We start from the raw sequence: 24,403 nt of genomic DNA on the forward strand, positions 1-24,403 counted from the left end.
TTCTCCGATAATGACCTAGCTGCTGCTTAGACTGGGCTTGGAAGGTTTGAGTTCATCGTCGGCCTTGACCGCCACGAAGCGCGTGCCGGCCCGATCGACGAGCAGGACCGCGGTTCCCTGCGGCAAAGGTGCCGATGACGGCGCCGCGACCGCCGAGACGAAATGGCGGTTGCCATGGACATCGGTGACGCTGACGCGGCCGGGCGGTCCCTGGTCCAGCGGGCCGATGACGACCTCACCGATGCGTCCGACGAGGTCGCCGAGGCCGACGGCGTAGCTTTCATCCTTGGGAATGACCCGCGCGATGGCACGGCTGGCGGCGCGGACCAGTGGAACCGAGACCACGACCGCCCCGACCGAGGCGACCGTCGCCGGCAAGGGGCCGGCCACCATCCGCGCGACGTCCTGGATCAGGAAGCCGGTGATGGAGAAGGCGCCGAGCAGGAGCAGCAGGAAGATGAGGAGCGGCACGCCGCCGACGTTGATCCAGGAGATGGCGTTGATCACGCCGTTGTCGCTGGGATGACCGAAATCGAAGTGGGCGCCAAGCATCTCGCTCAGGGAGGCCCCGACCAGCATCGAGACCACCTCGATCGAGCCGACGATGACAATCATGGCCGCCGCAATCGCGAACGGCCTCACCTCCGGCGACATGACGTGTTCGAGCAGAGCGCTCATGACACGGCACTCAGGTGCGTGACTTCAGACGCGCCAGCCTCGCCGCAATTTCCTTGTCGCGATGGAGCGTGCTGAGTTCGTCGATGTCGCTCGAATACGGGATGGCCTGGGGCACGCCGGTGGCGCGGGCCACCGCCCTGCCCGCACGCAAGGCCTTGGCTGCGGCGGAAGTGCCACCCTGCTTGCGGGACGACGTCGAGCCCTGCTGGGTTGCGGCCGCCTCGCTCTTTTCGAGCTCGGCGCGGCGCTGCTCGGCGTCCTGGAGGGCCGACAGCACCGCACGCAGCGAGGTGACAGATTGCTCGATCTTCTCGTTGTTCTCGTCGATGGCGCGGGAGAGCACGTCGAACTGGGCCTCCAGATCCATCTGCCGCGCGATGCCGGCGCGCGCGAGGTCGTCGCGGCCATCGGCGATCGCGGTTTCGATCTTGGGGGCGAGATTGGCCATCTCGCGCTCGATTTCGGTCCGGCGCGCGTTGAGGCGGTATTCCTCGGCACGCGCGGCAGCGAGCGCGTCGCGCGCTTCGGTCTCGGCGCGCTCGATCTCGCGGATGGCCTGTCCGACCACTCCAACCTTGTTCTTGCCTTCCGCCTGCTCGATCGCGTCGTAAGCGATCCCGGCGATCAGGCGCCCGACCCGGGACAGGAAATTGTCGGGAGCGGCAGCGATGTTATCCATAGCGTTCTCCTCCTCTGGCAGAATGTTCGGCGTGACGCCGTAGTGGACTTCGAAACCGTCCTCGGTGCGAACCAGGCACGCGGGCACGCTTTGCCCCCAGCCCTCGGCATAGCCGGCATAGTCGAACGGCACGCTGAAGCGGCCGTGCACGGTCGCAATCGAGATGGTGGCCGGGCCTTTGATCTTGGCGAGCTTGTCGTCGAGCGGCAGGCGGCGGCCCTGCGCCGCGCGATAGTCGCTGCGGTCGCGCAGGCCGAGCGTCACGAGACGCGACGGCAATGCGGTTGCCTTGCGGATCGGATCATAGGCGTGGGCATGCAGCAGCACGACGTTGGAGCCGACATTATGCGTCCGCGCCACCTCGTCGAGGATCTCCATCATGCGGTCATAGGCCTGGAACGTCGCCTCCAGTGCGGCCTTGGCAGCCGGGTCAGGGGCGAGCCTGTAACGCAGCGCGGATGGAGCGTTTCGAGAGGACTGGCTCATGAAAAGCACTAAAGCACCATTTTAGTACTTTAGGAAGAGGCGGCCTGTTCACATTCCTCTGATCCCTCGGCACTCTGCCGGTTAGTCGCGCCGGTCGCCGCCCACGTTCAAGCCCCCGATACCTCTACTCACAACCGATCAAGATCTTCTACCCGCACAGATTGCAATTTGAGACAAATGAGCACGCTCTCGGCCCACCCTCCCGACCGTCACGGCCGACGGCACACCAGATCGATCTCGATCAACGCGTCATAGGCGAGCCCGGTGACCCCGACACAGGTGCGCGCGGGGAGCCGGTCCGGCGGAAAGAACGTGCGGTAGGTCTCGTTCATGGCCGTGTAGTCCTCCCTGAAGCGCGTGAGATAAACGCGCGTCATCACGACATGCTCGAGGCCGAGATCGAGACCGGCCAAGACGATCTTCAAATTCGCCATCACCGCGCGGGTCTGCGCGACGATGCCCTCGGGCAGCACGCCCGGCGCCTGCGGCGTGTCCGGCATCTGGCCCGTGACGAAGACGAAGCCATCGGTTTCCACCGCATGGCTGAAGGGCGCGACCGGCTTCGGCCCGTCGCTGATCATGTGGAATTTCAACTCGAGTGTCCTTGCTAGTGTATGTCCTTGAACAGGCGCTTGCTGAGGATGGCGTGCACGCCCCAATTGCCGTCGACGACCTGGGTGACGCCGAAATCGACGGCGGCCGACATCAGCGCGATGGCCTCGTCCTCGCTGAGGCCTTTGACGTTCATCAGGAAGCGCCGCATCTTGCGGAACGCATCCTTCATGGCGAGGTCGAGCGAGGACTTGGCGTACACCTCGCTCTGCCCTTGGGCGCCGAACTCCGCGAGATAGTTCGGGTGGCTGAATCCGGTCAGCACCCAATCGGTGGCGGTCTCGATCAGGGGATAAGAGAGATCGGCGAAAGGCCGGCCGGCAAGATCCGCCTTCTTGTGCAGGATCACCTCGAAGGTGCCGGTCATCGAGCATTCGATCGCCGTGCCGCTGAGCTCGCCATCGCCCTGGGCGGCGTGGGGATCGCCGACCGACAGAAGCGCGCCGGGCACGGAAACCGGCAGATAAACGGCTGTCCCCTTCCCCAGCCGCCAATTGTCCAGGTTGCCGCCGAAATAGGACGGCGGCACGGAATCGACGAAATCGATCTCGCGCGGCGCCACAGCGATCACGCCGAAATGGGGACGCAGGGGAATCTTGATGCCATCGAGCACGGCATGGCGACGCTTGATCGTGGCGGATGCGACGGGAACGCCGGGATAGTCGTAGGTCGTGTGAACCACGCCGAAAGGATCGGTCTGCGGCTCCCAGCGATAGGAATAAAGGGCGCGGGCGTGGGCCTCGTCGGCGTTGTCGAATATCTCGTAGATGGTGACGGCTTCGCGTGGCTTAAGACCGCCGAGAAACTCGTTGTAATGATAGCCCCACCACGCCGCGACCGAGGAACCGAACACGCGCCCCGCATGATCGGGATGACGGCTCGCCCGCGGCACGATGTCGAGGATGCGCACCTCCAGCACATCACCTGGCTGGGCGTCCTTCACAGCGACGGGTCCGGTGCAGATGTGCACGCCGAACCCCTCGCCGGCGCCGCGGCCGAACACGCTGGCATCCATCGGCCCTGCGCCGCGGCGGTCGACGTTCTTCCTGTCCCGCGTCCAGCCGAACACACTTTCGGCGGCGGCATCGCCCGCGATCATCAACTCGGGATCGTCGGAGGCGTGCTGCGTCAGCGTCTCGATGGTGATGGTATCGCCCGAGGCGATCTCGATCTGCGGCGGCAGCGAACGGCTGAAATAACCCCAATGGACGCGGCTGGCCTCGACCGGGAGATGGTGATGACGGCGTTCGGCGGTCGTGCGCGCCTCGGCACCGGCGCAGGCGACGCTGCTGCGCGCCTCAACGCTCTGATGCGCGCGAAGCTGCGCCAGTGCCTCCTGCGGCCAGCCGCGCTGGCCGGCGACGCCGTGCTGGGCAGTCGCGCGCTCCGCCTCCTGCTGGCGAAACTCGCGCGGCGGCAGGCCGAAGCGATGGCGGAAGGCTCGGCTGAAATGCGCGGAATCGCCGAAGCCATAGGCGTAGGCGATCTCCGAAATCGAGCGGTGCGCCTCGGCCGGATTGGACAGGTCGGCCCAAGCGCGCTGAAGCCGGCGCTCGCGAACATAGTGGGTGAAATTGTCCCCGACCGTCTCGAAAAGCTTCTGCAAGTAACGCTCGGATATTCCCTCGGCCTCGGCGACACGCGCGGGCCCGAGATCGGGATCGTCGAGGCGATGCTCGATCGTCTGGCAGATCCTGTGCAGAAGCGCGGATTGCGTCGCGCTCGATCCCGCATCCGCGGCCGAGGATGCCTGCTGATGCGCGAGCGTCAGCAGCAGGTCCACCAACGAACGCGCGACCAGATTCCATTCAATGTCGCTCAGCGTGTCGAGCGTGCGCGCGGTGGAATCAAGCATGCGCGAGAACAAGTCGGCGAAGCCGCTCGGCGGAACGACCCGGGGCTCGCCGAACCGGGGCCTGCCCGAGAGGCGCCCATGCAAAGCCTCCGACGTCACCGAGAGCACGATCGCCCGCATGTCGCGCTGGAACACAATCCGCCAGTCGCCGCTTCGCGGCAGCAGTACAAGGTGCCCGACGGGGACGATGCGGTGGCCGCCGGCGCATTCCAGCACCATGCCGTCCTCCACCGGCATGAGTGCGATGGGAAGGTCCTCGTTTGCGCGCGGCAGCGGCCCGACGCTTTGCGTGCCCGCGGCCACGCGTGTCAGCGCGACGCCTGCAGCGTGCCGGTGCGACGCACTTGCGTGTCCGTCGAAGCTGCTGTGACCAGCCGAAGGCTGAAGGCCGACAGCAGCCAGCACGTCCCGCCAGGCTTCCGGACGGTCGTCTTGCGCGTAGGATTCGCTCGTGAACGGACGGAAGCTCATCGGATCGACCCAGGTTGCCGTCGATCGAAGCAACCTCTGTGCCAGACGCACGCGGTCGTCCGTCGCCGCAACAGGCCGCAAATGGTCTCTGCCTGTCACGTGCTCATCCCAAAAACAGACTTGGTCTCAATGTATTAGTCGCATCGGAAGACGTTCTTGCGAATCGTGCCATGGACGCCCCAATTGGCATCGACGACCTGGGTCACGCCGAAATCCGCCGCGACCGACAGCAGCGAAATCGCCTCGTCCTCGCTAAGACGATGCACCGTCATCAGGAAACGGCGAAGTTTTCGGAACGCGTCGCGCATCGCACGGTCGAGACTCGAGTGATTGGCAATCTCGGTTTGTGCATCGGAGCCGAGCGTGGCGAGATAGTTCGGATAGGTGAAACCGTAGAACGACCAGGCCTGGTCGGTCTCGAGCATGGGGTGGTCGAGGCCTTCGAGGCTGGTGCCGGCAAGGTCGGCCTTCTTGTGCAGGATAAATTCGAAATCGCCGGTCAGCGAGGTCTCGATCGCGGTGCCGCCGAGCTCGCTGTCACCTTGCGCGGCGTGAGGATCGCCGACCGAGAAATAGGCGCCGGGGACGGCGACTGGATAGAACATCCGCGCGCCCTTGCCGATGCGCCAGTCGTCGATGTTGCCGCCGGTATAGCCGGGCGGAATCGAGCTGACGAAATCGGCTTCCGACGGCGCAAGGCCCATCGTGCCGAAATGCAGCCGCGCCGGCACCTTGACGCTGGACAGAATGTTCTCGCGCTTCCTGATGGTGGCGTGATCGACGCGGACGCCGGGATAGTCGATGGTCGGATGCACGATGCCGTCGGGATCGGTCTGCGGCGTCCAGACGTAATTGTAGAGCGCCTTCGCGTAGGGCTCGCCGGCGGTATCGAGTTCGAAGATGGTGATGACCTCGCGCGGCTTCGGCTCCTCGATCAGGTCGTGATAGTGAAAGCCCCAGTTCGCAGCGACGTTGGAGCCGAAGCAGCGGCCGGCATGGCAGGCGCTGCAGCTCGGCCGCGGCCGAACATCGAGGATGCGTACCTCCAGAATGTCGCCGGGCTCGGCACCTTCGATCGCGACCGGACCGGTGAGCAGATGCACGCCGATGCCCTCGCCTGCACCGCGGATGAACGGGCCTTCCGTCGGACCTGAGCCGCGGCGCGCGACGGCCTTGTACTCGCGCGTCCACTGGAACACGCTTTCGGCGCCCGGATCACCCTGGATCATTCGCTCGTAATCGTCATTGGCGTGGTGGGTCAGCGTCTCGATCGTGGCGCGGTCTCCGGAGCGCAACGTCAGGGCCGGTGCCACTGTCTTGGAAAAATAGCCCCAGTGGACGGTCTTCGGCGAAACCGGCAACGTGACATGCTTCATGAGGTGGCCTCTTCAGGGAACGCGGTCTTGGAGTGTCGTGACGATGGTCATCGCACCGTCTCCGGGGTCTTGTCGGCTTCCATCACGCTGAGGAATCGTGCCGTCAGCGGATTGCGGGGATTGGAGAGCACATCGTGCGCAGGCCCCTCCTCGATGATCGCGCCGCCGCTCAGGAAGGCGACGCGATCAGCGACCTCGTCAGCGAAGCGGATCTGGTGCGTCGAGATGATCATGGTGAGGCCGTCGTCGATGGCCAGGCGCCGGATCACCTCCAGCACCTCGTTGACCAGCTCCGGATCGAGTGCCGAAGTCGGCTCGTCCAGCAGCAGCACGCTCGGGTTCGGCGCCAGCGCACGGGCGATGGCAACGCGTTGCTGCTGGCCGCCGGAGAGATGCCGCGGCAGCGCATGGGCGCGATGCGAAAGCCCGACACGATCGAGCAGCTCGGCGGCGCGGCGATCGGCATCGATGCGGGTCATGCCGTGAACCCAGCGCAAGGGGCCGGCGATGTTCTCCTTGGCCGAAAGATGCGCGAACAGATTGAACTGCTGGAACACCATGCCGACGCCGACACTGGCGCGCTCATTGGCGATCGCCCGAGGCGACAACGGCTTGCCGTTCTCGCCGAAGCCGAGGCGCCGGCCGCCGACGCGCACGGTGCCGGCATCCCAGTTTTCGAGGTGGTTGATGCAGCGAAGCAGCGTGCTCTTGCCGGAGCCGCTCGGGCCGAGCAGCGCGACCACTTCGCCGATGCGCACCGTGAGGTCGAGACCCCCGAGCACCGTCTGTGGCCCGTAGCTCTTGGTCAGGCCCTTCACTTCCACCGCGATATTATTCCGCGCGATCGTCGCGGCGCGGCGGGCCCGCTCCTCGCGGGTCAGGGCCAGCGGCGGCGTGACGGCGAGCTCTGCCGGCGCGGACTCGGGATCGGCGGCGGTCGCATCGGCCAGTTCCAGCTTGGCAGCCAGATCGACGCGACGCCAGGGCAGATAATCGGCGAGCCTGCGCTCGCGGCGGGTGGTGCGGTCGAGGTCCAGCAGCCATTCGACGAAGAGCTGGATCGCGCTGATGCTGGCGGTCAGCACGAGATAGAGCAGGCCCGAGGCAAAGAAGATCGAGAAGAAATCGAAGGTCGAGGACGCAAGCTGGGTCGAGCGCAAGGTCAGCTCCTGCACCGCGATCACCGAGGCGAGCGAGGAATTCTTCAGCGCGCTCACCGCTTCGTTGCCGAAGGCCGGGATCATGGTGCGGATCGCCTGCGGCGCGATGATCCTGCGCATCAGCACCGACGGCGTCATGCCCAGCGCCTGCCCCGCCGTCAGCTGCCCGCGGTCGACACCGAGCACGCCGGCACGCAGCATCTCCGCGATGAACGGCGCTTCGTTGCAGGCCAGTGCGAGTCCGGCCGCCAGCACCGCCGGCAGCTTGATGCCGATATGCGGCAGCGCGTCGTAGGCGAACACCATCTGCAGGATCAGCGGGGTGCCGCGGAAGATCACGGTGTAGGCCCTGGCGATCGCCGCCAGGAGCCAGAAGCGGGAGAGCTGCATGCCGGCGAGGATCAATCCGAGGATCAATCCACCGCCGAGCCCGAGGGCAGTCACCTCGAGGGTGACCTCGATGCCCGCGAGCAGATATGGCATGCTCAGGTAGTGGAGGAACAGCGACATCAGTCGGCCGTGAGAATTTCCGGCTCCATGAAGTTGTTCACATCGAGCCCGTGCTTCTTCAGAAGCTCCATGTGGGTTCCGGCCTTCTGCACCTCGATCAACGCGGCGAGCACGGCGTCGCGGAATTTCGGCTTGTTCTTGGGCACGGCGATGCCGACGGAATACGGGATCGTCACCGCGATCGCCTTCTCCAGCTTGTCCGGATAGGCCTTGACGGCGCTGTCGACGGTGTTGACGTCGTTGATGTAGGTGTCGGCGCGGCCGGCGAGGATCGCCTGGATGCAGTTGGCGTTGTTGTCGTAGAGCTGGATGGTCGGCTCGGGCTTGCCGGCCTTCTTGCATTCCGGGATCAGCGCCTGGATCAAGGGCACCTCGACATAGCCGGTGTTTTCGGCCGCAGCAGCGCCGCACAGCGACAAGTTGATGCCATTGATGCCCTTCGGATTGCCCTTGGCGACGAGGACGCCGTCGAACACCTTCGAGTAGGTGATGAAGTCGGCGGCCTTGGCGCGCTCCTTGGTGGCGTAGATGTCGGAGATCACGATGTCGGCTTGTCCCGCGGCGAGCGTGGTCAGGAGCGCCGCGAACGTCACCGCCTTGTAGGTCAGCTTGAAACCGAGGCATTCGCCGATGGCTTCGCCGAGATCGATGTCGAAGCCGATATACTTGCTGGGATCCTTGGGATCGATGGTCTCATAGCCCGGCGTATGCGGATTGATGGCGTTGACCAGCGTCTTGCCCTTCCAGTCCGGGTATTTTTCCTGGAGCGCGGCGCAGGCGGCGGGCGCTGCCGCCTGCGCGCTCAGCGGTGCTGCAACGAAGAGTCCAAAAGCTGCGGCGGCGCCGAGCATGAGCTTGCGCGGTGGCAATGATGCGCGCGCCAATCCCCGCCGCGCCTGCGGCAAAACCCGTCTCTCCATCTCCAGCTCCTTCGCGTTGTCATGGCGCCTGCCATGTTCCAGGTCGACTTCCAGGTCGACGGCGAAGCTAGGTGGGATCCCGCTCGAAAAGCTTGTCCGCGGGCGTACAAAAAATTGGATCGAGGAGGCCCGCGGTTTGGGCAAGGCGCTGCACAAAAACTGGTCGCATGCCAGGGCGCCCGGCTCGAGCTTCCAAATTCGCAAGCGGCGATAGGTCTTGCTCGGTGCAGCGGCGATGCCGCAACTCACCGCCCTTCAACAACCTATCCGCAGCATATCCACAGGGCGCGTGCTGGGAATTGGGGCGTCCGCGTAGCCACTTGCTGCGCAACAATCCACAGGCGGGCTCACCCGCCGGCCTGGTCGAACACGCTGCGGCAAGCCTCGCTCAGGCTGGAGCGGTTACGGCGCAGGCAGGCCGTGATGGCGCGGACATTGGGAATTTCGCCGGCGCAGAGCCGGTAGACATCGGGGGTGCAGGCCCGGCGCTGCTCCGCCGTCCCTTGCGCGTGGGCAGCGGAGGCGAACAGCGTCAGGAACAGCCCGACCGTGGACGCGCCGCACGCCCGGCTCTTCACACCCGCAAACCGCAAGAACCTCGCCTTCATGACCAGTCTCCTGTCGCCCTGCCGCCTCCCGGCCTTTCCTGGCCGGTATTCTGCGAAGGGGTAGGAGAAAAAAATCGCGCAGGATGTGATTTCCTTCACACTGCGCGCGTTGGAGCGGAACGTAGATTTCCGCCGGGACTTTAAGAAATCGCTAACCAATCAAACCTCAATCGCCGGATCGTTAAAATGCGAACGATCGGCTCAATGGGGTGACAAACCGGCTTTGCGACATTGCGCCATCCGCGTTCTGCGAGGGTGCGATGAGAAGCGAAGCCGAATTCAACTTGCTGCTGGATGCTGTCCGGGACGCCATGGTCATTGAAGATTTCGCTCTCGCGCCGGAGGAGGAATTCGTGCCGCGCTCGTGGAGCTTCGACGCGACACCCAAAGCCGCCAATGACAATGAGGGCGCCTGGCCGCTCCTGCCGTTCCCCGAGGACTGGTACGCGGCCTGCTGAGAGCCGCGTTCAGCGTGAACCGAACCGCCCGCCTCGCGGGCGCTTTGCTATGGCGTTGGCGCAGGAAATCCGACCCGGGCAACGATCAGGTCTTGATGCGATCCTCGCCATCCTGCGGCGCCCGGTCAGGCGTGGCCGACGGAAAGATGCTGTCATAGATTGCGCGGGCCTCGCGGATGAGGCGGGCCCGCTCCAGCTCGGATTTCGGGACAAATCGGACGATGTCGCCCATTGTGGGCTCCAGTGCTCGGGTAGCGAGATGAATCACTTCGCAGATGCGAACTCTATGCCAGCGGCCTGAATCGAGAGTTTCTGGCGGGCCCCGGGCAAACCCGGTGATCACGGCCGCCTCCAGCCGACGCGCGCGGCGGAACCCGCGCCTGGCTTCTAATTATACCAGATAAATCAGGGAGTTGTGATGGAGGCCACGACCAGAATTGAACTGGTGTACACGGTTTTGCAGACCGTTGCGTAACCACTCCGCCACGTGGCCCCGTAAGGGCGGAGCAATATAGGGGATGAAGGGATTAGGCAACCGCTTCGTCCCAGTTTCCCTCACGTACAGGAGCTTGATGGCGGGTCGCCGGCGCGGATGCCGAGGCCAACCTCGACGCGCACGCTTGGCGCTGCAATCAAACCGTTGAGATGATGCGGGCCGAAGTCAGCCGCGTTTACGCCGCCGGAAGTCGCGCCGCCCCTTCGGCGCGGGCTTGGGTGCCAATTCCGGCATCTCGGCCTGGACCTCGCGGTAGCGGGTCAACAATCGTTCGAAGCTCGCATGCAGCGTCTCGGCGATATCAGGACGCCGCTCGAGGCCGGCCAAAATCGTTGCCGCGGCCTCGATGGTCGACAGCCCGTCGCGGCGCGGCTCCTTGCGCAGACGTCCATAGCGCGAGGGATGCGCCGGGTTGAGGATCACGCGCTGGCATTTGAGCATCCAGGGATTGCGCCACCACAGCGCCTTGGCCTGGCTCCAGGTGCCGTCGAGCAACACGATTCCCTCGAGCTTGCCGAGGATCGCGCGCTGGTTCTCCGCGATCCCCCCCTTGCGGTCGAGCGCGACGATCTCGCCTTCCGCCTCGAGATCAGCGGCGCGTGCCGAGCCGAGATAAAGCACGCCCCAGCGCGCGGCGTTCTCGACCGGCCGACCCAGCGCCTTGGACAGGCTCGGCCAGGACAGGCCGACCCGCAACGTCGCGTCGGCGAAATGCCGCGCAAGCAGACGCGCGGTGCCGAGCGCCCTGTCCTGCTCCTGCGGATGTTGCAGGATCAGCAGCGCCAGTCGATTTTCAACCGGCGTGACGCTGTCGCAGATGCACAGCGGCATCGGCTTCTGGCAATGCGGGCATTCGGGGATCGGCTCGGCGATGGCCGTATCTGGTGGGTTCGACATGGGCGCCGCTATACGCTCCATGCGGGGCTTCAACAACCTATTCCGCGGGCGCAGGCAGCGGGCGCGGCGCGGATCGTCGCCGCAGGCGGTCGATCAGCAGGTAGATCACGGGCGTGGTGTAGAGCGTCAGGATCTGCGAGACGAACAGGCCGCCGATAATGGTGATGCCGAGCGGACGACGCAGCTCCGTGCCGGGGCCGGTCGCCACCACGAGCGGGATGCCGGCAAACAGCGCCGCCATGGTCGTCATCACGATCGGGCGGAAGCGCGCCTGGCAGGCCTCGAAGATCGCCTCAGCTGAGGACAGGCCGCGCTGGCGTTCGGCGTCGAGCGCGAAATCCACCATCATGATGCCGTTCTTCTTGACGATGCCGATCAGGAGGATGATGCCGACGAAGGCGATCACCGTGAGCGGCGTGTTGGTGAGCTGCAAGGCGAGCAGCGCGCCGAGCCCGGCCGAGGGCAGCGTCGAGATGATCGTGAGCGGATGGGCGAGGCTCTCGTAGAGCACCCCGAGCACGATGTACATCGCCACCAGCGCGCCGAGGATCAGAAGCGGCTGGCGGCCGCTGGTCTTGGCGAAGTCGCCGGCATTGCCGTCGAAGCTGCCGCGGATGCCTTCGGGCATGTGCAGCTCTTCCACCGCTCGCTGGATGCTCTGTGTCGCCGTCTGGAGCTGCACGTCCGGCAGCAGGTTGAACGACACCGTGGTCGAGGGGAACGACTGCGAGTGATAGACCGCGAGCGCGGCGAGGCTGCGCGTGGCGTGCACCACGGCCGACAGCGGCACCTGCGCGTCGCCCGCGCCGGCGACGTAGATGCGATCGAGGTTGGAGGGATCGACCTGGAATTTCGGATCGATCTCCAGCACGGTCATGTACTGGTTGCGCTGGGTGTAGATGATCGAGATCTGCCGCTGCGAGAAGGCGTTGTTCAGCGCGTTGTCGATGTCCTGAACCCTGACGCCGAGCGCCGAGGCCTTCTGGCGATCGATCGAGAGCGTGAGCTGAAGGCCGCCGGGGTCGCGGTCGCTGGAGATGTCGGTGATGCCCTCGACGCTCTCCATGCGCTTGGCCACGATCGGCGCCCACTTCTGCAAAAGACCGAGGTCGGTGCTGGTCAGCGTGTACTGGTAGTCGGAATCGCTCCGCCGCCCGCCGGCACGGACATCCTGGGCGGCGAACATGAAGAGGCGGATGCCGGGCACCGGGTACAGCGCGCGTCTCAGCCGGTCGATCACGGCCTCCGTCGAGATGTGGCCGCGCTCCTCGGGCGGCTTCAGGCTGATGTACATGATGCCACGGTTCGAGGTCGCTCCCCCGGGCCCGCCTCCCGCACCGACCGTCGAGCCGACGCCGGCCACGGCCGGATCCTTCATCACGATGTCGGCGAGCCGCTGCTGGAGACCGAGCATCGACTGAAACGAGATGTCGGCGGAGGCGCGCGTCGCCCCGATGACGAAACCGGAATCGTCGGTCGGGAAATAGCCCTTGGGGACCTTGATGTAGAGCGTCACGGTGAGGCCGATGGTGGCGAAGAACACCAGCAGCGTCGCCAGCGGGTAGTCCAGCACGGTGCGCAGGGTCCGGGCATAGAAGGCGACGATGCGCGACAGCGAGCCCTCGATAATGCGGTCGAACAGGGTCGCGGTGCCCGACGGGGGCTGCCGGATGTAATGGGCGCAGATCATCGGCGTCACCGTGAGCGAGACCAGCGTCGAGACCAGGATGGCGAAGGTCAGCGTCAGCGAGAATTCGCGCAAGAGGCGGCCGACGATGCCGTCCATGAAGATCAGCGGCGTGAACGCTGCGATCAGCGACAGGCTGATCGAGACCACCGTGAAGCCGATCTGCCTCGCACCCTCCTGCGCCGCCCGAAACGGGGTCATGCCGTGTTCGAGATTGCGATACATGTTCTCGATCATGACGATGGCGTCATCGACCACGAAGCCGACGGAGATCGCGAGCGCCATCAGCGACAGATTGTCGATCGAGAAGCCCGCGATCCACATGCCGGCGCATGTGCCGGCCAGCGCCAGCGGCACCGAGATGCCGGCGGCGATCGTCGGCGTCAGCCGCCGCAGGAACACGAACACCACGACCATCACCAGGATCGCGGTGGCCAGCAATGTCCATTGCATGTCGAGCACGCTGGCGCGGATGGTGCCGGTGCGATCGACCAGGGTCGAAATCTCGACACCGGCCGGAATCCATTGCTTCAGCTGTGGGACCAGCGCCTTCACCCGGTCGACGGTGTCGATGACGTTGGCATCGGCTTGCTTGGTGATCTGGATCAGCACCGCCGGCTGCTTGTTGAACCAGGCGATGGAGCGGGCATTGCGGACGGAATCCTCGATGTCGGCGACATCGGAGAGCCGCACGAAGTTGCCGTTGGCGCTCTTGATGACGATGTCGCGGGATTCCTTGGCGGTTCGCATCTGCCGGTTGAGCGCCAGCGTCTCGCTCTGGCGTTCGCCGTTGAAGATGCCGACGGGACCGAGCGGGTTGGCGTTGACGATCGCGGTCCGCACGTCGTCGGTGGCGATGCCGGCGTTCGACAGCGCGACCGGGTTGAGCTGGACCCGCACCGCCGGCTGGTCGGCGCCGGACACGCTGACATCGCCGACGCCCGGGACCTGAGAGATGCGCTGCGCCAGGACCGTGTCGGCGACATCGTAAATTGCGCTGGGCGACAGCGTCTTCGAGGTCAGCGCCAGCACGAAGACGGGCGCGCCGGCCGTGTTGGCCTTGCGGAAGCGCGGCAGCGTCGGCAGGTCGCTGGGCAGGTCGACCATCGAGGCGTTGATCGCCGCCTGCACGTCGCGGGCGGCCTTGTCGATGCTGCGGCCGATGTCGAACTGGAGCTGGATGGTGGTGGTGCCGAGCGTCGAGGTCGAGGTGATCTGGTTGATGCCGGCGATCTCACCCAGCCGCCGCTCCAACGGAGAAGCAACCGTCGCCGCCATCACGGAGGGGTCGGCTCCCGGCCGGCTGGCCGAGACGAAGATGGCGGGGAAGTCGACGTTCGGAACCGAGGCGACGGGAAGGAAATGGTAGGCGACCACACCCAGCAGGAACAGCCCGATCGACAGCAGCGTGGTCCCGACCGGGCGGCGGATGAAGGGCTCCGAGATCGATGCCATCACTGCATCCCCTCGGTCGCCCCCGCGACCGGCGGGCCGCCGGATTCGGCCGGCGGCAGCGCCTGCTCGAGGCGGCGGTTGATGCGGTCGAGCGCGAGGTAGATCACAGGCGTCGTGTAAAGCGTCAGCAGCTGGCTCAGCAGCAGGCCGCCGATGATGGAGATGCCGAGCGGGAAACGCAGCTCGGCGCCGGTGCCGCTCTCGATCGCCAGCGGCAGCGCGCCGAACAGCGCCGCCAGCGTTGTCATCATGATCGGGCGGAAACGCAACAGGCAGGCCTGCACGATCGCCTCGTTCGGCGACATGCCCTGCACGCGCTCGGCATCGAGCGCGAAGTCGATCATCATGATCGCGTTTTTCTTGACGATGCCCATCAGGAGAATGATGCCGATCAGGCCGATCACCGACAGGTCCTGCCCGCACAGCACCAGCGCCAGGATCGCGCCGACGCCGGCCGAGGGCAGCGTCGACAGGATCGTGATCGGGTGGATGTAGCTCTCGTAGAGCACTCCCAGCACGATGTAGATCGTGATCACGGCGGCGAGCAGCAGCCAGGGCTGGCCGGCGAGCGCCTTGGCGAATTCGGCGGCATCGCCGGCATAGACGCCGACGATGCTGTTGGGCATGCCGATCCGCGTCTCGATCGTCTTCACGGCGTCGACCGCGTCGCCGAGCGCTGCGCCCGGCGCGAGGTTGAAGCTGAGCGACACCGACGGGAACTGGGCCTGGTGCGAGATCGCGAGCGGCGCGGTGGTGCGCTTCAGCGTCGCCACGGCCGACAGCGGCACCTGCGCGTTCGGCGCGCCGGCGGTGGCGCTCGCGGCGCCCGGCAGATAGAGCTTCGACAGGATCGAGGGATCGCGCTGGTACATCGGCAGCGCCTCCAGCACCACGCGGTACTGGTTGGCCTGGCCGTAGATGGTCGAGATCTGCCGCTGCGCGAACGCATCATTCAGCGTATCCGTGATGGCCTGGAGGCTGACGCCGAGCTGGCCGGCGCGGGTACGATCGACGTCGAGCTGCGCCCGCAGGCCGCCCTCCTGCGCCTCGGAAGAAACATCGCGAAACAAGGGATCGCGCCGCATCTCCGTCACCAGCTTGCGCGCCCATTCCGACACCAGCGCCGCATCGGTGCCGGTCAGCGTGTACTGGTATTGCGAGCGGCTCGACTGGGTCGAGATCTGCACGTCCTGCACCGGCTGGAAGTACACAGTCATGCCGGGGATACCAGAAACCCGCTGCTTCAGCCGGGTGATGACGGCCGCGACGTCGTCACGCCGCTCGCCACGCGGCCTCAGGCTCATGACGAGCCGGCCGACATTTGTGGTCGGGTTGACCGAGCCCGCCCCGATCACCGAGACCACGCCGACCACGTCGGGATCCGCCCTGATGGCGTCGGCCGCCTCGGCCTGCCGCTTCTGCATCTCCGCGAACGACACGTCGGGTCCGGCCTCTGTCACCGCCGTGATCGCGGCGGTATCCTGCAGCGGCAGGAAGCCCTTCGGCGCGACGACATAGAGCACCAGGGTCGCGATCAGCGTGGCGAAGGTCACGATCAGGGTGGCGCGCTGGCGTTCCAGCACCCAAAGCAGCGTCCAATGGTAGAATTCGACGGTGCGATCGATGAAGCGGCTGATCGCGGCCAATCCCGGCACCGCCAGCTCCTCATGGGTGTGCTTGAGCAGGCGCGAGCACATCATCGGCGTCAGCGTCAACGAGACCACGGCCGAGGTCACCACCGCGATCGTCAGGGTCAGCGCGAATTCGCGGAACATGCGTCCGACGAGGCCCGACATGAACAGCAGCGGGATGAACACCGCGATCAGCGATACCGTCAGCGAGATCACGGTGAAGCCGATCTCGCTGGCGCCTTTCAGCGACGCCTCCATCGCGCCGTCGCCGTTCTCCATGTGGCGCACGATGTTCTCGATCATGACGATGGCGTCGTCGACGACGAAGCCGGTGCCGATCGTAAGCGCCATCAGCGACAGATTGTCGAGGCTGAACCCGGCGAAATACATGATGCCGAAGCTCGTGATCAGCGACAGCGGCAGCGCGACGCCTGCGATCAACGTTGCCCGCAGCGAACGCAGGAACAGCAGCACCACCAGGGTCACCAGCACGACGGCAAGGACCAGGGTGAACTGCACGTCGCGTACCGAGGCGCGGATGGTGACGGTGCGATCGGACACGATAGTGAGGTTCACCCCGGCCGGAATCGCGCGCTGCACCTTGGGGATTTCGGCGCGGATCTGGCTGACGACGTCGATCACGTTGGCGCCGGGCTGGCGCTGGATGTCGATGATGACGGCCGGCGTGCCCTGGTACCAGCCGCCGGTGCGGTCGTTCTCGAGGCCGTCGACGATCTGCGCGACGTCGGCGATGGTGACCGGCGAGCCGTTGCGATAGGCGATGATCACTGGCTTGTAGGCGTCAGCCGCGGCGATCTGGTCGTTGGCCGCGATGATGTAGGATTGCTGCGCGCCGTCGAGCGAGCCTTTCGGCCCCGAGACATTGGCACTGGCGATCGCGGTGCGCAGATCCTCCATGGCGATGCCGTAGGCGGCGAGCCGCGCCAGATCGGCCTGGATGCGCACGGCCGGTTTCAGCCCGCCGAGCACCGAGACTCGTCCGACGCCGGAAATCTGGCTCAGCCGCTGAGCCAGAATGGTGTCGGCGATGTCGCTCATCGCCCGCAGCGAGATCGTGTCCGAGCGCAGCGCCAGCGTCATGACGGGCGCGTCCGCCGGGTTCACCTTGGCGTAGGTCGGCGGATAAGGCAGCGTCTTCGGCAGCACGCCCGCCGCGGCGTTGATTGCCGCCTGCACGTCCTGGGTCGCGCCATCGATGTCGCGGTTGAGATCGAACTGCAGCGAGATCTGGCTGACGCCGAACGAGCTCGTCGAATTCATCGCCGACAGCGACGGGATCTGGCCGAGCTGCCGCTCCAGCGGCGCCGTGATCAGCGAGGCGATCACGTCCGGGCTCGCGCCCGGCAGCTGCGTCGTCACCTGCACGGTCGGGAAATCGACCTGCGGCAGCGCCGAGACCGGCAGCGCGAAATAGCCCAGCAGTCCTCCGATCATGAGCGCGATGCCGAGCAGCGACGTCGCGATCGGCCGGCGGATGAAAGGTTCGGAGACACCCATGGGATCTGCCTGCCGCGTCAGGCGGCTGTTGTCGGGATCATGGCTGCTTGGCTCCACTTCCCGCTGCCCCCGGGCCCGGAGCCGGCCCGGTCTGTCCCTTCTGGTCGCCTTCGCTGCTCTTGCGCTTGGCCCGGAACTCGCCGTCCTTGCCTTGCACGTCCTTCTGACCGTCCTTGGCACCATCCTTCTTCTGACCGTCAGGCCCGCGCGAGCGCTTGCGCGGGGCGAGATCGGCCGACGGGGTCTGGTCGTCGCGGCCGACGATCACCTTGGAGCCGTCGGACAGGTTGGCAAAGCCGGTGGTCACGACGCGATCGTTCGGCGACAGGCCGCTGGCGATAACGGCATCGTGCTCGTTCTGCTGCGTCACCGTCACGGGCTTGGCCGAGGCCACATTGTCCTCGCCGATGACATAGCCGAACGTCCCGATCGGGCCGCGCTGCACGGCCGATGTCGGCACCACCAGTGCCTGCGTCAAGGTCTCGACCTTGAGGCGGACATTGACGAACTGGCCCGGCCAGAGCTGGTAATTGGCGTTGGGAAACTCCGCCTTGAGCTTGAGCGTGCCGGTGGTCTGGTCGACCTGATTGTCGATGCCGGTCAGCTTGCCGGTGTCGATCACGGTGGTGCCGTCATTGCCGAACACGTCGACCGTGAGCGTGCCTTTCGCGGCGGCCGCATTGACGCGCATGATCTGTTGCTGCGGCAGGCTGAACCACACCGCGATCGGCTGCAATTGCGCGATCACCACGAGACCCGTGGTGTCGGAGGCATGGATGATGTTGCCCTGGTCGACCTGGCGCAGGCCGGCACGGCCGGAGATCGGGGCCACGATCTTGGTGTAGCTGAGCGTTGCCGCCGCATTGTCGATCGCGGCCTGGTCGGCCTTGACCAGCGCCTCGGTCTGCGCGACCAGCGCGCGCTGGGTGTCGGCCTGCTGCTTGGAGCCGGCATTGGAGGCGGCGAGCTGCTCGTATCGGGTCAGGTCGATGCGCTGGTTGGCGAGCTGGGCCTCATCCTGCGCCTTCTTGGCGACGGCCTGGTCGTACTGCGCCTGGTAGATCGCCGGATCGATCTCGCCGAGCACGTCGCCCTTCTTGACGTCCTGGCCTTCGGTGAAGTTCACCGCGATCAGCTTGCCGTCGACCTGCGAGCGCACCGTCACGGTGTTGAGCGCGCGGATCGCGCCGACGCCGTCGAGATAGACCGGAACGTCCTGCACCCTCGGGGTTGCCGCCAGCACGGGCACCGGCAGATCCGGCCGCTGGTTGTTGCGGTTGTTGGCCTGCTGCTGATGCATGGCGATCCAGCCGAGATAACCGAGCCCTCCGAGGATCGCCAGCGTGATCAGGGTCACGACGAAGCCGCGGCCGCGCGATCTCCTCGCCGTCCCCTCCTCTACGCCTGGCTTGCCGTCCGGCTTAAAGAGCATTGACCGGTTTCTCCATCCTCGGCTCCCAGCCGCCGCCGAGCGCCTGGTACAGGCTGACGATGGCGAGGAGCCGCGCGAGTTGGGCCTGCCACAGCGCGTCTTCCGCCTGGAACAGGGTCAGTTGGGTGTTGAGCACGGTCACGATGTCGGCGGTACCGGCGCGCAATTGCTGCTCCGACAGATCGAAGGCACGGCGCGAGGCGGCAACGACATCGCGCTGCAATTGCAGCCGGATCGTGGTCTGCTTGATCGAGAACAGCGCGTTGTCGACGTCGGCAAAGGCCTGCACGATGGTCTTGCGGTAGGTCTGGAGCAGCTCGTCCTGCCGCGCCTTGGCGAGTTCGAAATTGCCGAGAATTCTGCCGCCGTCGAAGATCGGCTGCGTGGCGCTGCCGACGAGCTGGAAGAACGCCGCATGCGGCTGGAACAGCGAGACCAACGCCGCGCTCTGATAACCGCCATTGCCGGTGAGCTGGATGGTCGGAAAGAACTGGGCGCGGGCATTGCCGATGTTGGCGGTCGCGGAGGCAAGCTGCGCCTCCTGGCGGCGGATGTCAGGCCGCTGTGTCAGAAGCTCCGACGGCAGGCCGGGCGTCACGCGCGGGATCGCGATCCGGTCGAGCGAGCCGCCATGCACGCGCACGCTCTCGGGCGGGCGCGAAACCAGCACGGCGAGCGCGTTGACGTTCTGGTCCAGCGTCTGGCGCAGCGGCGGCACCAGGGCCTTCTGGTTGGCGAGCACGCTCTCCTGCTGGGCGACATCGAGATCCGTGCCGGTGCCGGCCCTGCGCCGCTCTCTGACCGCATCGAGGATGCGCTGCGCGCTCGCGATGTTGCGCTGGGAGGTGCGGATGCGGTCCTGCGAGGCCAGCACCTGGAAATAGGCGTTGGCGACGGCAGCGAGCGTCGTCAGCGCGACGGTGTCGCGATCGAAGCGGTTGGCGTTGGCGGTTTCCTCCGCGGTCTGCAGCGCAGCGCGGTTCTGGCCCCAGAAGTCGAGCTGATAGCTGGCGCTGAGCGAAGCCGAATAGTTGACGACTTCGCGCCCGCCGATGGACAGGCCTGAGGAGCTTGCGCCCGAGGTGCGCGAATAGGTTTCCGATCCGCCGGTCGATAAGCTCGGCAGCAGCGCCGCGCCCGCCTGCCGTGCCTGGGCGTCGGCCTGGACGATGCGGGAGACGGCGGCGGCGATGTCGAGATTGACGGTCTGCGCCTCTTCCATCAGCTGCGTCAGCTCCGCAGAGCGGAAGCCGCGCCACCAATCCAATGACGGCGGCGCATCGCCCTTGCCGGCATATTTGTACTGCGTGGGAACGTCGAGGGCGGGATCAGGAAGATCCTGGGTCAGCACGCACGCGCCCGAGGTGGCGGCGAGGCACACCACCGCAAGCCAGCGCGCCGCGCGCAGCGTCCGGGCCGCTGAGCCTTCGGACCGCCGCATGGCGATCCCCGGAACACCCTGTGTCACATCCACCCCCCGCCGGGCAGATCAAGCCGCCGCGCAACCGGATTAACCGATTCGCGGCGGGACGATCGCGGGGCCTTGGACAACTCGTTCACAGCGGCGATGCTTTCTGCGGAACCTCGAGGCGATACTAGCCGGCCGCTGAACTCGGGGACAGGGCCGCAGTCACGGGACGGTCCTGCCGACGCGCCTGAAACGAATCGATGAAAATGCCAAAGGTGCCTGTCTGGCAGCGATTTCTCTTATTCTGAAAACACCGGCAGGCGCGATCAAGCTTACCAAGATTTCATGTGATATTGCTGCCACACCTGCGTTCGCAGCGCTCCACCCAGCCGCAAGAGCCTTCTGCGGCTCGCATCAAGCCGCTCTCTCGTCGGCGCCATCTCACAAAGCCGTCAACGGCGCTCAATGCCGGACCGTCCGGTCGTTGGAAAGAAGCGTTCGCGGATTGGTCCCGGACGACGGTCATCTTCCATCCTCCGGCGATGTTCGGACATTTCCTCCTCCTGATGTCCCGCCTCGCGGCCGCGCACATTGCCGCGCGAGAATATTGTAGTCGGGACAGGCGTTTCGACGGGTTTCGCCGCAACGCAAAAGCCTTCCCCTTTGGCCCCCCAAGCACTAGGTTCTGGCCAACCAGATCAACCCCTCTTGGTGGCGATTTTCCTGACATGAGCATTCGAAACGACGTTGTCGAAGCCATCGGCAACACCCCGCTGATCAAGCTGAAGCGCGCCTCTGAACTGACCGGCTGCACCATTCTGGGCAAGGCCGAATTCATGAATCCCGGCCAGTCGGTCAAGGACCGCGCCGGCAAATGGATGATCCTGGAGGCCGAGAAGCGCGGCGAGCTCAAGCCCGGTGGTCTCGTGGTGGAAGCGACCGCCGGCAATACCGGCATCGGGCTTGCCGTCGTCGCCAGCGCGCGCGGCTATCGCACCTTGATCGTGATCCCGGAGACGCAGAGCCAGGAGAAGAAGGACTTCCTGAAGCTGTGCGGCGCCGAGCTGATCGAGGTGCCCGCCCTGCCCTATGCCAACCCCAACAATTATCAACACGTCGGCCGGCGGCTCGCGGACGAGTTGCGCAAGACCGAGCCGAACGGCGTGCTGTTCGCAGACCAGTGGAACAACCTCGACAACGCCAAGGCGCATTATGAATCCACCGGACCCGAGATCTGGGAGCAGACCGGCGGCAAAGTCGACGGCTTCGTCTGCTCAGTCGGCAGCGGCGGCACGCTGTCCGGCGTCAGCCGTTATCTGAAAGAGAAGAGCAAGACCATCCGCATCGCCTGCGCCGATCCGCACGGCGCCGGCATGTACGAATATTTCAGGACCGGCGAGGCCAAGGCGACGCCGGGCGGCTCGATCACCGAAGGCATCGGCCTCAACCGGGCGACCGCGATCGTCGAGACCGCGAAGGTGGATGATGCCTATCTCGTTCCCGACGCTGAAGCCGTCACGGCGATCTACGAATTGCTTCAGCACGAAGGCCTGTGCCTTGGCGGCTCGACCGGCATCAACGTCGTCGGGGCGATGCGGCTCGCAAAGCAGCTCGGGCCCGGCAAGACGGTCGTGACCGTGCTGTGCGATTCCGGCAGCCGGTATCAGTCGAAACTGTTCAACGCCGATTTCATGCGCGCCAAGAACCTGCCCGTGCCCGAGTGGCTGGAGAAGCGCAGCAACATCAAGCCGCCGTTCGTGTGATCGTTGCGCGCCCCCTTTGAGCCGGGGCGCGCGTCACAAGCTCTGCGCAGGGTGATCGGCGGCTACGCGGGCTCGCCGCGTTCCGAGGCCGCGGCGCAATAATCGCGCCAGAACTGGCGGTATCCGTCCTCGACCCTGCGGGTATAGACCTCGACATTGCCCGCGGCCGAGGCTGCGATCCTCGCCGGCAAGTCCGCCCGCAGCTTCGCCAGATGCTCGGGCTGCGAGGCAAACTTGCAAGCGATCGCGGCATAGCCCTCGTCGTCCTCCGCGACCCAGTCATCGAGGCCGACAGCCGAAACGATGGAACCGCCGGCGCGCGAGGACGCGCCGTGGCCGAGCTTGGCCACGACCGGAACGCCCGCATAGAGGGATTCCCAGGTACTAACGCCACCGTTTTGCGGGAATGGATCGAGCGAGATATCGACCTGCGCAAAGGCGCGCAGATGCTCGGCACGATCGGACGAGCCGAGGCAGGTGATAGCTTCTTCCGCAATTCCCTGCGCCACAAATCGCGCAAGGAGGCCGTCGCGCACCAGCCGATCGTCAAGCAGCGTGTGCTTGATGATGATCTTCGACCCGGCCACCTCGCGCATCACTTTCGACCATACGCGGATGGCCTCGTCCGAGATCTTGTTGACGCGGTTGAACACCCCGAAGGTGACGTAGCCGTTGCGGAGCATGGGAAGCTCGGAAGGTGGCACATCCAGGATCGGATCGATCGTGATCAGGCACGGCAGATCAAAGACCTTTTCGGTCAGCAGGTGCCGGGCCGATTGCGGAATAAAGACCGGGTCCGCAAGCACGTAGTCCATGGCCTGAAGGCCCGTACCGGTCGCGTGTCCGAAGCCAGTGACCTGGATGGGAGCCGGCTTGCGGGCGAACACCTGGAGCCTGTTGCCCGACGAATGTCCGGACACGTCGATGAGGATGTCGACCTTGTCGGCCTGAATGCGATCCGCCAGCTGATCGTCGAACATCTGCCAGGCGTCGACCCAGACGTCGGCCGCCGACCTGAATTGGGCCGTCACCGCGTCACGTGTCGGCGAACACGAATAACAGACGATCTCGAAGTTCGCATGGTCGTGATGGCGCAGCACGGGCAATAGCCCGAACGCCGCCGAGTGGTACCAGAATTCGGAAGAGACATAGCCAATCACGATCCGCCTGTCGGGGTCGAGCTGCCGGGGCGCGAGCTTCCTTTGCGGCACTCTGGCCCCGATTGCTTCCCCCCAGGACTTGCGCGCCGCCTGCTGGACCGTGAAATCGGCGTCCGGGAGAAAGTCCAGGAAGTAGATCTTCCGCGCCATCAAATCCGGGTCCGGCGCGATCGCCAGCGCCCTGTCGAGATGTTCGATCGCGGATGCGATTTCTCCCTGGTTTGCAAAACAGGAGCTCAGCAACGCCAATGCGATCGTGGAGTGCGGATTCTGCTCGAGCAAGGTCGTGCAGGCCGCGATCGCCTGTGCGGTGTTTCCGATGCTGAGCGAGGCCTCTGCCTTTCCGCGCAAGGCCACTTCAAACCGCGGCGAAAGTGCAAGTGCCGCATCGAAATCCGCAGCGGCCTGTTCCGGCCGCGACAGTGCCGTGTTAAGTCGCCCGCGTTGCGCCAGAATCTTCGCCGAATCCGGCTTGATGGCGAGCGCCGCTGCGAGCGCCACTTCCGCCTCGTCGTAGCGCCTGAGCTCGATACTGACCATGCCTTTGCCGATCAGCGCCTCGACGTGGCGCGGCTGAAACAACAGCGCGCGATCAAAGCTCTCGCGGGCGCGGTCAAACCGAAACAGCGCCAGCTCCGCGACGCCACGATTGCAGAGCGCGTCGGCATAGTCGGGCTTCAGCTTGATCGCGCGCTCGTACACTTCGATGGCCCGCTCGGGCAGGCTCATCTGAAGCAGGGTGTTGCCGAGGCCGGCCAGCGCCGGCGGAAAATTCGGCTTCAACGCGATCGCCTTCTCCAGACATGCGCGCGCGGCCTCAAATTTCTGGAGGGCGAGATACACGGAGCCGAGATTGTTCTGCGCCTCGTGCGAACGCGGCTCGATCGCGACCGCGCGCTCGAGCAATTGTTGCGCCTCATCGAGACGCCCGAGCTGTTGCACGCTCAGGCCGAGGACATGCATGGCGTCGAAATGATCCGGAACGGCCTGCACGATCTGGCGGCAGAGTGCCTCGCTCTCGGCATACCTGCTCTGGCCATAGGCGCTCGCCGCGGCAGAGATGATGGCATCGGCCTGCTTCTTCAACTTCTTCTGCAACCGCGCATTCTGGAATGCGCGCGCGCCGGCGCTGCTCTGCAAGGT

17 protein-coding genes and 1 tRNA gene are annotated in these 24,403 nt (G+C 65.6%); 2 read left to right on the forward strand and 16 right to left on the reverse strand.

Going from position 1 to position 24,403, the window contains the following annotated elements; translation table 11 throughout:
• Nucleotides 1-15: 15 nt before the first annotated feature.
• The 8 genes from WI560_RS15920 to WI560_RS15955 form a co-directional block, all read right to left on the reverse strand.
• Complete coding sequence (locus WI560_RS15920; protein ID WP_375308745.1) at nt 16-678, reverse strand: OB-fold-containig protein; 663 nt, start codon at nt 676-678, stop codon at nt 16-18.
• A gap of 10 nt (nt 679-688) precedes the next feature.
• The gene (locus WI560_RS15925; protein WP_375308746.1) at nt 689-1,852 is read right to left on the reverse strand and encodes a PspA/IM30 family protein; all 1,164 of its coding nucleotides are present in this window, start codon (nt 1,850-1,852) and stop codon (nt 689-691) included.
• Nucleotides 1,853-2,052: 200 nt separating this feature from the next.
• Nucleotides 2,053-2,436: a RidA family protein gene (locus WI560_RS15930; protein WP_375308747.1), complete on the reverse strand. Its 384-nt coding sequence runs from the start codon at nt 2,434-2,436 to the stop codon at nt 2,053-2,055.
• A gap of 14 nt (nt 2,437-2,450) precedes the next feature.
• On the reverse strand, nt 2,451-4,781 hold the full coding sequence (locus WI560_RS15935) for an acetamidase/formamidase family protein (RefSeq protein WP_375308852.1): 2,331 nt from the start codon (nt 4,779-4,781) through the stop codon (nt 2,451-2,453).
• Between the two features lie 134 nt (nt 4,782-4,915).
• The gene (locus tag WI560_RS15940) at nt 4,916-6,157 is read right to left on the reverse strand and encodes an acetamidase/formamidase family protein (protein ID WP_375308748.1); all 1,242 of its coding nucleotides are present in this window, start codon (nt 6,155-6,157) and stop codon (nt 4,916-4,918) included.
• A 47-nt stretch (nt 6,158-6,204) separates the two neighbouring features.
• Nucleotides 6,205-7,827, reverse strand: a complete 1,623-nt coding sequence (locus WI560_RS15945; RefSeq protein ID WP_375308749.1) for an amino acid ABC transporter permease/ATP-binding protein — start codon at nt 7,825-7,827, stop codon at nt 6,205-6,207.
• Nucleotides 7,827-8,747, reverse strand: a complete 921-nt coding sequence (locus WI560_RS15950; RefSeq protein ID WP_375303979.1) for an ABC transporter substrate-binding protein — start codon at nt 8,745-8,747, stop codon at nt 7,827-7,829. Before WI560_RS15950 ends, WI560_RS15945 begins: the two co-directional genes overlap by 1 nt.
• A 347-nt stretch (nt 8,748-9,094) precedes the next feature.
• On the reverse strand, nt 9,095-9,355 hold the full coding sequence (locus tag WI560_RS15955; RefSeq protein ID WP_375303980.1) for a hypothetical protein: 261 nt from the start codon (nt 9,353-9,355) through the stop codon (nt 9,095-9,097).
• A gap of 260 nt (nt 9,356-9,615) precedes the next feature.
• Between WI560_RS15955 and WI560_RS15960 the strand changes: the two genes are divergently transcribed.
• Nucleotides 9,616-9,813, forward strand: coding sequence for a hypothetical protein (locus tag WI560_RS15960; protein WP_028136522.1), 198 nt, complete (start codon nt 9,616-9,618; stop codon nt 9,811-9,813).
• 85 nt (nt 9,814-9,898) lie between these two features.
• On the opposite strand, the gene WI560_RS15965 is transcribed toward WI560_RS15960, so the two are convergent.
• The 7 genes from WI560_RS15965 to WI560_RS15995 all read right to left on the reverse strand — a co-directional run bounded on the left by WI560_RS15965 (nt 9,899) and on the right by WI560_RS15995 (nt 20,370).
• Nucleotides 9,899-10,045 carry a hypothetical protein gene (locus WI560_RS15965; RefSeq protein ID WP_257194620.1) on the reverse strand — a complete coding sequence of 49 codons (147 nt, stop codon included), beginning with the start codon at nt 10,043-10,045 and terminating at the stop codon, nt 9,899-9,901.
• A 187-nt stretch (nt 10,046-10,232) separates the two neighbouring features.
• Nucleotides 10,233-10,306 (reverse strand) — tRNA-Cys (locus WI560_RS15970).
• 168 nt (nt 10,307-10,474) lie between these two features.
• Nucleotides 10,475-11,206: a tRNA-uridine aminocarboxypropyltransferase gene (locus WI560_RS15975; RefSeq protein WP_375303981.1), complete on the reverse strand. Its 732-nt coding sequence runs from the start codon at nt 11,204-11,206 to the stop codon at nt 10,475-10,477.
• A 37-nt stretch (nt 11,207-11,243) separates the two neighbouring features.
• A complete protein-coding gene (locus WI560_RS15980) occupies nt 11,244-14,348 on the reverse strand; it encodes an efflux RND transporter permease subunit (protein ID WP_375303982.1) in 3,105 nt (1,034 codons plus the stop codon).
• Nucleotides 14,348-17,497 (reverse strand): efflux RND transporter permease subunit, encoded by a 3,150-nt coding sequence (locus WI560_RS15985; RefSeq protein ID WP_375303983.1) that lies wholly within the window; start codon nt 17,495-17,497, stop codon nt 14,348-14,350. Before WI560_RS15985 ends, WI560_RS15980 begins: the two co-directional genes overlap by 1 nt.
• A 37-nt stretch (nt 17,498-17,534) precedes the next feature.
• Entirely contained in the window at nt 17,535-18,929 is a 1,395-nt protein-coding gene (locus WI560_RS15990; protein ID WP_375303984.1) for an efflux RND transporter periplasmic adaptor subunit, read from the reverse strand.
• Nucleotides 18,919-20,370 (reverse strand): efflux transporter outer membrane subunit, encoded by a 1,452-nt coding sequence (locus WI560_RS15995; RefSeq protein WP_257179660.1) that lies wholly within the window; start codon nt 20,368-20,370, stop codon nt 18,919-18,921. The genes WI560_RS15990 and WI560_RS15995 overlap by 11 nt, the downstream gene beginning before the upstream one ends.
• A 695-nt stretch (nt 20,371-21,065) precedes the next feature.
• Here WI560_RS15995 and WI560_RS16000 point away from each other — a divergent pair.
• The gene (locus WI560_RS16000; RefSeq protein ID WP_375303985.1) at nt 21,066-22,100 is read left to right on the forward strand and encodes a cysteine synthase A; all 1,035 of its coding nucleotides are present in this window, start codon (nt 21,066-21,068) and stop codon (nt 22,098-22,100) included.
• Between the two features lie 62 nt (nt 22,101-22,162).
• On the opposite strand, the gene WI560_RS16005 is transcribed toward WI560_RS16000, so the two are convergent.
• Entirely contained in the window at nt 22,163-24,400 is a 2,238-nt protein-coding gene (locus WI560_RS16005; protein WP_375303986.1) for a tetratricopeptide repeat protein, read from the reverse strand.
• Nucleotides 24,401-24,403 lie beyond the last annotated feature (3 nt).

It is taken from the genome of Bradyrhizobium sp. A11, assembly GCF_042077125.1.
Lineage (GTDB): Bacteria > Pseudomonadota > Alphaproteobacteria > Rhizobiales > Xanthobacteraceae > Bradyrhizobium > Bradyrhizobium japonicum_B.